Source organism: Nostoc sp. JL31 (genome assembly GCF_017114965.1).
GTDB lineage: Bacteria > Cyanobacteriota > Cyanobacteriia > Cyanobacteriales > Nostocaceae > Nostoc > Nostoc punctiforme_A.
On sequence record NZ_JABXKO010000096.1, the window covers coordinates 49581 to 63277 of the forward strand.

At 43.0% G+C, this 13697-nt stretch carries 10 protein-coding genes; 2 read left to right on the top strand and 8 right to left on the bottom strand.

Annotated features, from left to right (window positions below):
- Window positions 1-20: 20 nt before the first annotated feature.
- Window positions 21-1310 (top strand): hypothetical protein, encoded by a 1290-nt coding sequence (locus tag HWQ43_RS22495; RefSeq protein ID WP_292738207.1) that lies wholly within the window; start codon window positions 21-23, stop codon window positions 1308-1310.
- 17 nt (window positions 1311-1327) lie between these two features.
- On the opposite strand, the gene HWQ43_RS22500 is transcribed toward HWQ43_RS22495, so the two are convergent.
- A complete protein-coding gene (locus HWQ43_RS22500; RefSeq protein ID WP_292738380.1) occupies window positions 1328-1513 on the bottom strand; it encodes a DUF433 domain-containing protein in 186 nt (61 codons plus the stop codon).
- Window positions 1514-1709: 196 nt separating this feature from the next.
- Here HWQ43_RS22500 and HWQ43_RS22505 point away from each other — a divergent pair, with 196 nt between their 5' ends.
- Window positions 1710-4016, top strand: a complete 2307-nt coding sequence (locus tag HWQ43_RS22505; RefSeq protein WP_292738208.1) for an FAD/NAD(P)-binding protein — start codon at window positions 1710-1712, stop codon at window positions 4014-4016.
- A gap of 13 nt (window positions 4017-4029) precedes the next feature.
- On the opposite strand, the gene HWQ43_RS22510 is transcribed toward HWQ43_RS22505, so the two are convergent.
- The 7 genes from HWQ43_RS22510 to HWQ43_RS22540 all read right to left on the bottom strand — a co-directional run bounded on the left by HWQ43_RS22510 (window position 4030) and on the right by HWQ43_RS22540 (window position 13247).
- Window positions 4030-4719 carry an SDR family NAD(P)-dependent oxidoreductase gene (locus HWQ43_RS22510; protein WP_292738209.1) on the bottom strand — a complete coding sequence of 230 codons (690 nt, stop codon included), beginning with the start codon at window positions 4717-4719 and terminating at the stop codon, window positions 4030-4032.
- Window positions 4720-5078: 359 nt separating this feature from the next.
- Window positions 5079-5522 carry a hypothetical protein gene (locus HWQ43_RS22515; RefSeq protein ID WP_292738211.1) on the bottom strand — a complete coding sequence of 148 codons (444 nt, stop codon included), beginning with the start codon at window positions 5520-5522 and terminating at the stop codon, window positions 5079-5081.
- 195 nt (window positions 5523-5717) lie between these two features.
- Window positions 5718-6590, bottom strand: coding sequence for a bile acid:sodium symporter (locus HWQ43_RS22520; RefSeq protein ID WP_292738212.1), 873 nt, complete (start codon window positions 6588-6590; stop codon window positions 5718-5720).
- Window positions 6591-6710: 120 nt separating this feature from the next.
- Window positions 6711-9092 carry a sulfatase-like hydrolase/transferase gene (locus HWQ43_RS22525; RefSeq protein ID WP_292738213.1) on the bottom strand — a complete coding sequence of 794 codons (2382 nt, stop codon included), beginning with the start codon at window positions 9090-9092 and terminating at the stop codon, window positions 6711-6713.
- Window positions 9093-9098: 6 nt separating this feature from the next.
- Window positions 9099-10010, bottom strand: a complete 912-nt coding sequence (locus tag HWQ43_RS22530; RefSeq protein WP_292738214.1) for a formylglycine-generating enzyme family protein — start codon at window positions 10008-10010, stop codon at window positions 9099-9101.
- A 236-nt stretch (window positions 10011-10246) separates the two neighbouring features.
- Window positions 10247-11329, bottom strand: a complete 1083-nt coding sequence (locus HWQ43_RS22535) for a hypothetical protein (RefSeq protein ID WP_292738215.1) — start codon at window positions 11327-11329, stop codon at window positions 10247-10249.
- 85 nt (window positions 11330-11414) lie between these two features.
- On the bottom strand, window positions 11415-13247 hold the full coding sequence (locus tag HWQ43_RS22540; protein WP_292738216.1) for a vanadium-dependent haloperoxidase: 1833 nt from the start codon (window positions 13245-13247) through the stop codon (window positions 11415-11417).
- Window positions 13248-13697 lie beyond the last annotated feature (450 nt).

Sequence of the window (13697 nt, forward strand, 5' to 3'; positions counted from 1 at the left end):
TATCTTACACTCGATTTGATTTGTTTCTATATGCTTTAAAAACTACTTTAAACACAACTGACGCAGAAACACAAAAAAACCAAGCAGCTTTTTTAGAGCAATTTCCCTCCGATACTCAATTCTACGATCCTGATATTGAAACCGAGTATTTAGAGATTACCAATCCTCCTCAAATTAACTTTATTTCTAATAATAAAAGTTTAGAAGAATACTATTATCCTGTTAGATTAAATGACACCTATGGGTTAAAAATTGATTGTTCTGTTAATAATCAAACCGAAACTCAACCAGCTAAGTCTTTTGCAATCTTAAAAACTGAAATAGAAAAAAAAGTAAATAAAGAACTGGCAATAATTGGAAAAACCTGGCTGCTTTCTGGTTGGCTACCAGAAAACTCATCTCATAACCATGAAGATATTGCCAAAGATTGCTATTATGCTTTATTTAAAAATACTTCTTGGCAACCAGACAAAGGCACTTTTTTAGATGGGAAAGTTTTTGAAGTAGGGCGATCGCAATATATAAATCAGAGCTTAATAAACGTAAAAACTCCTCTAAATAGTAATGAGCATCATGTGATTATTACTATTTATAATAATCGAGAAAGTGCAGAACAATCGGCAGAATTTTATAAAGATTGGATGGGTTTATTTTGTTATCGCAGTAAGATTTCGTGGGCTTATTGGCAAAGTCGTTTAGTCAAAGAATCTCTGCTAAATCATTATAAAAAAATAGAAGAAAATAGAAAAATCACCAACCAAATTAACTATTTACAAGAAAGGCAAAACCTTGTCACTTCTCGCAAAATTTTAAATAACGTTGATAACATTCTTCAGCAATACACAATCGACTTACTAAACCTCTCTTTCCAAAAACAAATTATTGAAATTAATTTATCCAATTATCAAACACGCTTGGCTTTGATTAAAGAAAAAACAGGCGGAAATAATCAGTTAGTTTTTTTAGAAAAATTTAGCGAACTAGCCAATAAAAAATATTTACCACAAATTACCAAAGATATCGAAAATATGCAGCTTGGCTTGCAACTTTTAGAAGATACAATTAACGCTACTCGCAGCCGCATAGAAGTTGAAAAATCTGAACGAGAGCGTAACTTTCAAGAGCTTGTAGCTGTTGCTGGTGCTGGGATAGCAACCGTATCTCTGCTAAAAGACCCTGCAAAAGAGTGTCAAGATAAATTTATAAAAGGTAACGTTCACTTATTGTGCGAATATCCTTTCAGTGCCAGCCTGATGGTTGGAATAATTGTTGGTTTTGTGGTTTGGTGGCTGAGAAAAAGATTGCGATAAGCGAATGAACAAGTTACTCATAAATCTCGCACTAACGGATCAATCAATTCATCAGGGATTCGGTTACGTTCAATATAAGCATTAATTTCATCTTGATGATCGCTGTAATAACTCAATGCATCAAACACTTGTGCCAGGGTTAGATGAGGTAAACCTTGGGGAATTTCTTCAGGAGATACACCCATACGCCAAGTTTGAACGATCGCCCTTGATGATTACTGTATAACCAAAAACTACGGTTAATTTATCGATTAGATGCATTTAATGCCTGAAAACAGGTATTATAAGAATTAATAAAAAATCAAATCTTAATTCTTACATCTGGGTTGGAAAAGCATTGAGTCCCAGTAAAGAGACTCGATGAAATCAGTGTAACTATTGATTCTAACTAAGACCGCCATGAACCCTAGTTTTTTAACTGCCCACACTCCAACCACGATCGCTATTGTTGGCGGAGGTTTTAGTGGTTCTCTAGTCGCTACCCACCTATTGAAAACTGCTAGTCAACCCCTCACCATTAAGCTGATTGAGCGTAGCGATCAAATTGGCAAGGGAATTGCCTACAGCACAGATACCAACTGTCATTTGCTGAATGTATCGGCAGGTAACATGAGTTCATTTGCCCACGATTCAGGGCATTTGTTACGTTGGCTTCAGCACAACCGCGATGAGTTAACAGCATTTTTGCCGGAAGAAGTCAATGCCAGTACCTTCATACCTCGTAAGGTCTATGGTTTATACATTCAATCGGTTTTAGCAGAAGCAGAAGCCACAGCACCTAGTGATGTGCGACTAGAACGCTTGACCGATGAAGTTGTAGGCGTACAGCCTGAAGAAAAAGGCGCAATGATTTCTCTGCGTAGTGGTCGCTGTTTTGCCGCAGACAGAGTTGTGTTGGCATTGGGGAACTCACCTTCTGCACCCCCTGCTATTCAAAACCCCAATAGTAATGATGATTATCTACGGAATGCTTGGTCAGCCGATGCCCTAGCAGACCTTGATGCTGATGCACCTGTGTTGCTAATTGGTACGGGACTGACGATGGTGGATATGGTTTTATCTCTGAGCGATCGCCAGCATAGAGGTAAAATTTATGCTGTGTCCCGACGAGGATTATTTCCCTTAAAACATCAAGCGGCTCAACCTTATCCCTGCTTCTTGACGCCAGAAAATTCACCGAAAAGTGTACGCGACTGGTTACGTCGGCTACGTACCGAGGTGGAAATTGCGGCTGCCCAAGGCTACGACTGGCGGGCAGTAATTGATTCTCTGCGTCCCATAAATCACAAAATCTGGCAAAAACTACCGACTGAAGAACAGCAACGTTTTTTGCGTCATCTAACACCCTATTGGGATGTGCATCGTCACCGCATTGCCCCAAGGGTGGCGGATGTTGTAACTGAAATGCTCGATTCTGGTCAACTCACCATCTCTGCCGGACGGATTCAGGAGTATCAAGCTTTGGCGGACGGTGTAGCTGTTACCGTCTGCCAGCGCAAAACCCAAACTAATCATATCTTGCACGTCAGCCGTGTAGTTAATTGTACAGGCGTAGCAGCAGATTACCGCCGATCGCCTCATCCTCTGATTACTAATTTGCGATCGCAGAAATTAATTCGCCCCAATGCCATCGGTTTAGGATTAGATACAGATACCCACGGTGCTTTATATGCAGTAGACGGTAACGTTTCGACGCTGCTTTATACCTTGGGAACTCCCCGCAAGGGTGACTTGTGGGAAACTATCGCTGTACCAGAATTACGGGGACAGGCGCAAGAATTATCTAAAGCGTTGTTGCAGTCGCTACCAGTGCGTGTGCGGACTATTCCGACGATGCCTTTGTTAAGTGAGCGCAGTGCAGAGATACCGCAGTCAACTTTCCTATTTCGGCAATTTTTTGACCCTGCAACTAGTAGTTATACTTATTTAATTGGCGATCGCCAGACAGGAGATGCTGTTCTAGTCGATCCTGTATTAGAGCAAGTTGACCGCGATTTGGAATCTTTGAATGAACTGGGATTAAAGCTACGCTACTGTCTAGAAACTCACCTCCATGCCGATCACATTACAGGGGCAGGCAAACTTAGGCAACAAACAGGCTGTCAAGTGATTGTTCCCCAGAATACTGCTGTGACAAAAGCCGATCGCTCCCTTGTCGGTGGTGAAATCCTAGAGGTAGGATCGGTAATCATCGAAACAATTTTCACACCAGGACACAGCGCCAGTCACATAGCATATTTGGTGAACAAAACCCATCTGTTAACTGGTGATGCCTTATTTATTCGTGGTTGTGGACGCACAGATTTTCAGGGGGGCGATCCTGGAACTTTATACGATGTGGTGACACAACGCTTATTCACCTTGCCAGATGATACTTGGGTATATCCTGCCCATGACTATAAAGGACGCACAGTTTCCACCATTGGCGAAGAAAAGCGGCTTAATCCCAGATTTAGCGATTCCTACGGAGAGCTTTGCTATCGCAGCCGCAGCCAATTCATTACCATCATGAATAATCTCAAATTGAGTTATCCCCAGAAGATGAATGCAACAGTACCTGCGAATGAATACTGTGGTGATTTTATTCCTCAAGAAAGCTTAGACCCGGCTACGAGTTCGGCAACAGATGAAGAACAAAAACAAATAGAACTCACAGTCATGACTAATACAGAAATCTACAATGATTACTTTGCTATGTATATCTAGAGCAGAGTGAAAATCAAAATTTTTCTACCCAAGGTCGCAATTCCACTTCCCAAGTCCAAGCATTGCGAGGTTGGCGGAGAATGCTGAGATAAGTTTGAGCGATCGCATCTGGATCGAGTAAACTATCTGGGCGATCGTCTGTTTCTATCCGGGTAGCAGAACGAATTCCTCCATCAATCACAAAATGCGCCACATGGATATTCTGAGGAGCCAATTCACGGGCAATGCTTTGAGCCAAACCCCGTAAAGCAAATTTACCCATTGCAAACGGTGCAGACTGAGGATAACCCTTAACACTGGCGGAAGCACCTGTAAAAAAGATCGCTCCTCCACCCACAGCTAACTGACGTTTTGCCGCCGCTTGTGCTACTAAAAAGCCACCATACGCAGTAATTTCTAGTGTTTTGGCAACATCGGCTGGGTCAAGTTCCACAAATGAACCCCGAACGCGCCAGCTAGGATTATACACAACCAATGTTGGTACTCCTAGTTTTTGTTCGACATCTGTAAATAGTTGTTCAACTTCATCTAGTTGAGAAGCATCAGCAGTAAAAGTGACGGCTCCAATTTCATCAGACAATGCTTTGAGCTTATCAATTTGTCGCGCTGCTAAAGCAATAGTAAAGCCTTCTTTTGCCAATAAACGGGCTAGTGAGGCACTGAGTCCACTACCAGCCCCAACAATCAATGCAACATTTGCCATATCCTCAATTTCTCCTTGTTCATACCCTTGACGGATCGCAATTAGGGACTTGCAAAAAATAAATTATAGAACTAGCCCTTTCAAGGTGAGTAAAAATTTTGCTCAAAAAATTCCTCTTTAATCTCTTAACTCTGTGTTCTCTGCGTCTCTGTGGTTAAATAAATTACTTTTAAACCGCAGAGGCACAGAGAGCGCAGAGAGAAAAACAGAGATTTTACGAGTCACCTTGAAAGGGCTAGTCCTAAATTATCCCAAATTATTTCTAGATTTGTAGAGGCGCAAGGTCTTGTGCCCCTACGATTGGATATTTTTTAACTGGAAGTCCCTAAATATAAACACAGTTAACTACTAGCTACTTTCTAAGGAGTTTGTAATACTGATATCAAATCTATTTGGTACTCTTTAGAGTCGCTTTCAATCCGAATAAATTCATTTAATGGTTTATAGGCATCGAAATTTTTGAGATTTTCCTCTTTATTTATAGCATTCTCTAAATAACTTAAAGCTAATGTTGAAGTGACATAAATATTTCCATGTTGCTTGAAACCTTCTATCATTTCATATTCAGGCGGATAATCTTTTACTAAATGTTCGGCTAGATATCCTTTTAAAATTATTCCTTTTAATCCCGTTTCTTTGTACCCTTCCTTAGCTATCATCAACGATATAGTATCATCATCGAGATGAGAAAAATTATTGTAATCCTCAAAAAATGGGCAAACAATTTTCATGAGCTTTTTGATAGGATTTTTAACTTTCCCGTAGTTGGGATCTTGCTGTTTTCTACGTTTGGATTCACCCATGATATATCTCCTAATTAATCAAACAAATTGTACTCGCACTTAAAGGGTTTGGTCATTCCGTCGAAGTCGATTTTCATATATTTCCCACTTTAGAAGCGATTATTAAGCCTGTCCTAACAAGACAAGCACTTTACTTAAGTTTACAAATTAGCTCTGATAGAGTTAGCTATTCAGTCAAACTCCTGACTTTTTAACTTAACCCTCTACCTGCTCTATCTCTACACCCATTGCTTGGTCTAGCTCTATGAACTTTGGCCAGGCGATCAGAACTACGATCATCATTAAAATACTCGTCACCATGATGATGCTCACGACGCTGGGATCTTCAAAATTACTTGTAGCTACTAACAATGCTGCGGCAAAATTACGTTGAGCTGTTCCAACTCCTAGCACTCGTTGGGTATCGATACCAGGGCCGCCCAAAAGATAACCCACGCTAAAGGAGAAGACTATGAAAACGGCACAAACGAAAATTGCACCTGTTTGTAATAAGCCAATGATATCGTTAGTGTGAACTATCAGCCTGACAACCAGACCTAAAAGCAATCCAGCATTAGATAATTTGAACAAAATTGGCTGGATAGTAGGGGCGATCGCACTCAATTTTGCTTTGATGAATAAACCAACGATCAATGGGCTAACCATCATTAACAATAAGGGTTTAGCAATGTCCCAGGAGTTAATTTGCACACCTTCCACCACTAAGGGCAGTACAATCGGCATATAAAAAATTGTGCCCAGCATTAGCAACATCATTAATCCCACCGAGAAAGCTATATTGCCTTTGACTATGTGGGCAAGTTTAGGTAGTGCTGGAGGCCCTGATGCTACTGCCATAATCAGTAAGCCATCTCTTAGTGGTTCGCTTAAATGTACTACTTGCAGTAACAAATATACAAAAAGCGGCACTAGCACAAAATTTGTTAGTAGCGATGAGATAACTAAGCGGGGGTTGCGGAGTGGTTCCCAAATCTGTTGTACGGTGAGACTTAACCCTGCACCCAGCATGGTGAAAACGATAAATGTGAAAAGTGCGAGTTTATCGATTAGTGACAAGATTTCGTTCATAATTTTTTTTCTACGCAGAGTTGCGGAGGGGCAGGGGGCAGGGGGCAGGCGAGCAGGGAGCAGGGAGCAGGGGGAGATAAGGAGAATAACCAATGCCCAATGCCCAATGCCCAGTCGCTATTACTTCAATTCCAGGGTGACTTGCTGTAAGTTGCCGGTGAATGCAAAGGGTGTTTGGTAAGTATCTGCCGCAGGTGTGCCAGTATCTTGACCAACATCAAAGGTTTCATCTAAACCAAATCGGTAGCCTATGGTTTTATCAATGCGGCCTTCGGCAACCTGTTGATCGTTGACCGAGAGCTTACCAGTACCACCTGCTCCCGGAGCGCCACCGTCATAAGTAAAGTCAAATTTAATTTGGGATTTGCCGCTCGCAATTGGTTGAGAAGATTGAATGATTGTGCGATCGCTATTTAACAAGTTGTAAGCAAAGGTGGGTTTACCTTCTTGCAAGAAGAAACTCCAACCCGCAAAACGTCCGCCTTGGGTAACTAAAACGCCTTCAGTACCATCTTTGGCAGCATCCACATCGGCAGTGATGCTAAAGGAGCGATTCTTAATATTGGGAGCGCTACCTTCGGGAATGCCTGCAACAGATGTGTAATAAGTAAAGCTATTGCGTCCTGTGATTAGGTTGGAACGGATTTTGACATCAAACCGTTGAAGTAAGCGATCGTCCAAGGGCAGAACTTTGTATTTCTTTGCTTCCTTCAGAAATAGATTTTGTAGTTGCGCTAACTTGTCAGGGTTCTGCTTGGCTAAATCGTTGGCTTCACTGAAGTCTTTGGTAATATCGTATAGTTCCCAATTATCTTGATCGAAGGTAGTTTTGGACACACGCTCCCAAGGTAAGCGTCCATGACGGGCAGCTGCTACCCAACCTTGATCGTAAATGCCACGATTGCCAAACATCTCAAAATACTGGGTTTTGTGATGGGATGGTACAGCAGGATCATCAAAGCTATAAACAAGGCTAGTACCTTCGATGGGTTGTTGTTTTACACCGTTGACTACCTCTGGTTCTTCAATCCCCACAGCTTCCAGAATTGTAGGGGCAATATCAATTACATGATGAAATTGGCTCCGCAGTCCACCACGATTTTTGATGCGTTCGCCCCAAGCCACAACTAAACCATTGCGGGTTCCGCCGAAGTGAGAAGCAATTTGTTTTGTCCATTGGAAGGGGCTATCCACTGCCCAAGCCCAAGCTGCATGAAAATGATTGAAGGTTTTTGGCCCACCTAAATCATCAAAAGCCGCGAGAACTTCTTGAGGACTTTCTGCTACGCCATTAAAGACTTTTAATTCATTAACACTACCTGTTAAGCCGCCTTCAGCACTCGCACCATTATCGCCGGCAATGAAAAAGACTAAGGTGTTATCCAATTCACCAAGTTGATCGATCGCATCAATGACTCTACCAATTTGTGCATCGGTATGACTGAGGAAACCTGCAAATACTTCCGCCTGACGCGCATAAACTTTCTGCTCGGTGGGAGTGAGGGAATCCCAAGCCGGGAGTTCCGCCGGGCGAGGAGTCAGCTTAGTATCGGCGGGAATTACACCCAAGGCTAGCTGACGAGCAAAGATGTCTTCGCGTAATTTATCCCAACCTCGATCGAATTTACCCTTATACTTGTCGATCCATTCTTTGGGCGCATGGTGTGGGGCATGGGTAGCGCCAGTGGCAAAGTAGGTAAAGAAGGGTTTATCTGGAGCGATCGCTTGTTGGGTACGAATCCACTTAATTGCATGGTCTGCTAGATCGGGGGTAAGGTGATAATCAGGGCGATTTGGTTTCTGAATATGTTGGGTATTTTCCACCAAGGCTGGACTCCATTGATTGGTATCACCGCCCAGAAATCCATAGAAGTACTCAAAACCTAAACCTGTCGGCCAGCGATCGAATGGGCCGGCTGCACTGGTTTCATAGTCTGGGGTATTGTGCCATTTGCCAAAAGCCGCCGTGTTATATCCATAGTCTCGCAATACTTCCGCGATCGTTGCCGCACTTCTAGGTAAAATCGCAGTATAACCTGGGTAGCCTGTGGCTAACTCCTCAACCACACCTGTATTCACAGAATGGTGATTGCGTCCCGTGAGCAATGCGGCTCTGGTAGGAGAGCAGAGTGCTGTAGTGTGGAATTGGTTATAACGCAATCCCCTTGCTGCTAGACGGTCTAAATTAGGCGTCTCGATCAGACCGCCAAAGGTACTAGTTTGTCCAAAACCTACATCATCAAGTAACACCAGCAAGACGTTTGGTGCATTTTCTGGAGCCTTAATTGGTTTGGGGAAGTCTGGTTCGGATTCTTTGTAAGTCAGACCAATTTTGCCTTTAAAAGATGGTTGGGGTAATGGTAATTTCTCACCATAGTCTGCCCAAGCAGGTAGAGGTAACAGAGTAGAAAATATTAGCGTCAGGGCTGTCAAAAATGCGATCGCACCAGAAGTTAACTTGAGAGATACATACAAAGAATCTCTCTTGTGAGGATCAGTCATACAATTTTAGATTTTGGATTTTGGATTTATAGATAGTGTGCTGGAAGGCAAATTTTTAACTAGCCGAAACCCGATATGAGTAGTTCCCGTATCGGGTGATTCTGACTCCCGCGCCGCCGGACGGAAGCGGCTACAGTAATTGGGAGCGCAGAGATACGATCCCCCCTTGATTACGTGTAACTCTGATTCATCGGGCTTTTTGGCATCAAAGCTTTGATTTAAGGCAATAGGATTAATTTGATCGGATTTGCGATCGCGTCCGATTTGAAATAAATCACTAGTCCATTCCCACACATTGCCGGTCATGTCATAGAGTCCATAACCATTGGGTGCAAAAGAACCGACGGGAGCAATGCCCAAGTGACCATCAGCTTTGGTGTTGAAAAAGGGAAAAATTCCTTGCCAAGTGTTAGCTCTATGTTCAGAATATTCATTGCCCCAAGCATAGGTTGCACCATCCAAGCCACCACGGGCGGCGTATTCCCATTGGGCTTCGGTGGGTAGGGATTTTCCTGACCATTTGGCATAGGCTAAAGCATCTTCGTAAGCTATGTGAACAACTGGGTAGTTGGCTTTGCTAGCGATGCCTGCGGCGGGCTGCGCCAACGCACTGTCTGCCCCAAAGGGATGTTGCCAATTCGCGCCAGTAGTCCAATGCCACCAACTTAGAAAGGAAACTTGTTTGACACCCGGTTTTGCCATCTCAAACACTAAAGAACCCGGTAATCGCTGCTCATCGGGTAAATCGGGAAACTGTTCTTGAGATAAGGGGCGCTCTGCAACTGTTACATATCCTGTAGCTTTGACAAATTCACCAAATTGTGCATTTGTTACCTCATATTTATCAATACAGAAGTTAGTCACCGTTACATCTTCAGGCGATCGCTCCTCCACAAAACTGGAATTATCAGACCCCATTTTGAACGCTCCTCCTGAAATCATCGCCATACCTTGGGGACAGGGATTGACTGTGGCTGCCAATGCGGTTGTATTAATGAATAAGAGTGCGATCGCTATTCCCTGAATGAATATTAGTGTGAGAAAACAATATATTTTTCCATCCCTAATATTCTCAATTTTGTTACTTTTAATTGAATGCCTGTAGTTCATCAATAAGATTCAACTTTTCTTAAAACTTATATTATTTTCAATCATCAGTTGTTTGAATGAACTTGAGAAGAAGTTATTTTTTCTCCTTCGTAAGCTAGGGCTTGGTCGCCTGCTTGGGCAAATGTTTGGGCGAGTTCAAGCAGTTTTTGTCGTTCTTGCTCGTTAACGATACCAGTCGGAGGCGGCATTCGTTTTTCTTTAATTTGGCGCACCGTTTCGTGTCGTAAAGAGAGCGCTTGATTTGGATAACTCAGCAATAATAAAGGATTCTGCTTCGCTGCGTTATCTGGACTATGGCAAACAATACAAGCGTGTTGACGTAGATTAACTTCAAATGCACGATAAGCAGCATCAACTTTAGCAACGTGTGGGTTTGATGGAGAAAACAAACGGGTATATAGTGTTACATAAGGTTGCTTTTTGCCATGAGCATCATTCCAAACCCAGTTACCATCCCATACATGATTTACTACTGGTCTTTGTGAGTCAACCACAGCTGAACGTAGCGCCCCTTTGAGCTTTTTCTGTTCTAGAAACAGAAGTAATTCAGTACTTTGCTGGTAAGAATTCCACTTTTTCGATGAGTGCCAAAAAGGATAAGGATAAGCACCAATATCAAGCTGATTGCGGAACTGAATGGGAAGGTGAATCACAATTAAATTGTTTACCTGTTCAACTTTTGGTTCACCTTTGAACATAAAAGTGGCTAGGTATATGCGACGCCAAACCAATGGATCAAATACAGTTGTTTGATTATCTTTGAGATTGTAATTACCGACTTTGCTTTGAGCGCCCCACAAGAAGGGTGCATTCATGGTTTCGCGGAGAGTTGTTAGCTTAGTGAGTTTGTCAGCGCATGAGTTGAAGGCACCTAAATTTTTAGTATCAGAGACAACGGGACAAGCAGCAATAATTTCTTTCCCTAATTTCTTAGCTAGTTCTATGTCCGGCGATGCTTCTTTTGCTGATACTATATTTTTGGGATTGAGTGCTTGTGTTGTAGATATAAAAAACGCGTTCGTCGAAGACGTTAGCAAAGCTATCGCTACTGCTATGCTCAATAACATAGATCGCGTAGGCGCAGCCCGCCGCAGGCATCGAGAGAAAAATCTCCGAAGATCAGACATTGTAGAACTCTGAAACTAAATAGGATTTAAGTAAATGTAGAGACGCGAAATATCGTGTCTCTATATTTTCCAAACAGTTAAAGCCTTAAACTGTGATTTTTGTACCATCAAACTTGGTGAAGGTGAAACCTGCAAATTTTTCGCGGAACGTTAGCTTTTCATCTCTGAGAATGCTGATGGCGATCGCTTCGCCAAGGGCCAACGACGCTGCTGCATCTGTGCGCCAGTGAATCCCAGCACTATCACGACCCAAGCCAATATTTGCCGCCAGTTTGTTCAATTCGCCGCCCACGGTCAGCACTGGGCCTTGATAGGGAATCAACTTGGTGGGATCTTTGGGATCGGGTACCACCGGATTCGGAATCACATAACTCTCATCAAATAGTGCTTTCAAAATCGTGACACTGGCACCTGCGGACACCGAAGCGCCCCCTGGATAAGAAGAGTGGAATGGTGCCCCTTCAGGAAAAGCTTGCGGTAGCAAATAAGATTTGTTTTTACTAAAGAAGCGGTCTAGTACTTCTGAGTTAAAAACATCGGGGTGAATCGGATAGTTTGTTTTATTCACCTTGTTGTTGTGAACCAACCCACCATAAGCCTCTGCTCGCAGACGACGGTGAACATAGTACTTCTGCCAATAAGCCGCTCTGATTGCATGTGGACTAACCCAAGCGATGAGAGATTGTGAATACCCTGGACCAAATGTCGCAGAACCACTCGCTTGGGTCTTCGAGTTGTTATAAGGATTACCGGGATTGTAAGGTGAGCCAACGCCACCAGCTAGGAGGTTATCAATGGCTGGCTTGGCGAGTAGAATTAGAGCAGCATTTGCATAGACGGGTGGTGGCGTGTGGGCAATCTCTGACTGGTCGCGCCCGTTGATAAAGTAGCGACGGGTTGAGTCAAACTTAATCGTTCGACCAGAATCGCCACCATTTTGCACCAGCAACCACTCGTTATAGTTGGTTTGAAAACTGTTTTCGGGAATAGCTAGGGGAACACGGTTAAGCTGAACATAACTCTGTGTTCCTGCGGGCACAGGACGCAGTAAAAACTGGGAGACGTATGGCCCCACATCTACCCCTGGTAACGTGTAGTAAGTCGTTCCACCAGAGCCATTAACGTAAATCGCGGTGCCTCGAAATAGGAGTTCGGGTGTAACTCGTCCGTTCTGTTTAGGCCCTTTGAATGCTGACAACCGATTCAGATCCTGAACTGCTGCCAGAATCAGCGGGTTAGTTGTATTATTGCGGAACTCGCTAAAGGGTATATCCTGCAACAGTTGTTGCCAAGCAATTTCGAGGAATTCAGCCGCCTGCTCTGCACTATCAAGGGTAGGTGGCACTGGAATTGTCAATTGGCTCGGACTCAGCCCACTCAAGCTAACCGCTAATGGACCGAGCGGTTGTACCAACTTCCGTTTGCCACCCAGGATGATCTTTTCATACTCATTGGGATCATCGGAGTTCAACGCATTAATAAAAGATTGATAAGCCTTCAAATCCACTTCGCCCAGCTTGTTATGGGGTAATCCTCGTGTATCCGTCGCAATTTTGTTAGCATACTTCGCCTCATCTCCATTGGTGGGATGAGGAGGAATAGGAATTTCCGAATTAACCTTGGCTGCTCTTGTACGTACTTGAAAAGCTCTATTACGTAAGTTGCTATAGTTAAACCTTGCACCAGGTCTTTGGGCCTGGACAACATTTCCTCCTTTCTTCAAGGAAAAGGATGAGCTGAAAACTCCTGCCACAACACTAGCTGCACTAAACAAACCGGCGCGACCGAGAAATAAACGTCTGCTGCCCCGACTACCAAAAAAACGTTTGCTAGCTACACGGGGTTGTTTCAGTTTATCTTCACTATTAACCTGAGTATCTTGCTCGGAACCTTGATGAGAATTTGGATCTAATTGCATGAGATGTTCTCCACTAGAAAAAATAATGCAAAAATTTAGTCATAAGTGAATACATGAGCATCTGAAAACTAGAACAACTAGCCACACAGAAAATGCCCACTCTTAGAGAAACAGGGAAATCGAACCAGATTTGGGATGATATCTGGGATTACTTTACTGGTACTGGAAGGTAACTTGCATAAGAGTGATATCAGGTTCGGTTAAACACTTAATAATATCTGTAGCTTCGGTTGAAGAACCTAGAATCTAATGCGAATAGCATCTCCTAGAGAAGGGCTTCCCGCAGGAGAACCCAACATTTGATCCTTGTTCATCTTGGTTTTACTGCCGTTAAACTCAACCTACATTGATAGATTTTATTAGAAGTAATCACCCAAACTTGATATGATTCTCCTGACAGTCATACCAGCACTGAATGCCGATACTATGCCTTCATTGCATGGCTGTTAT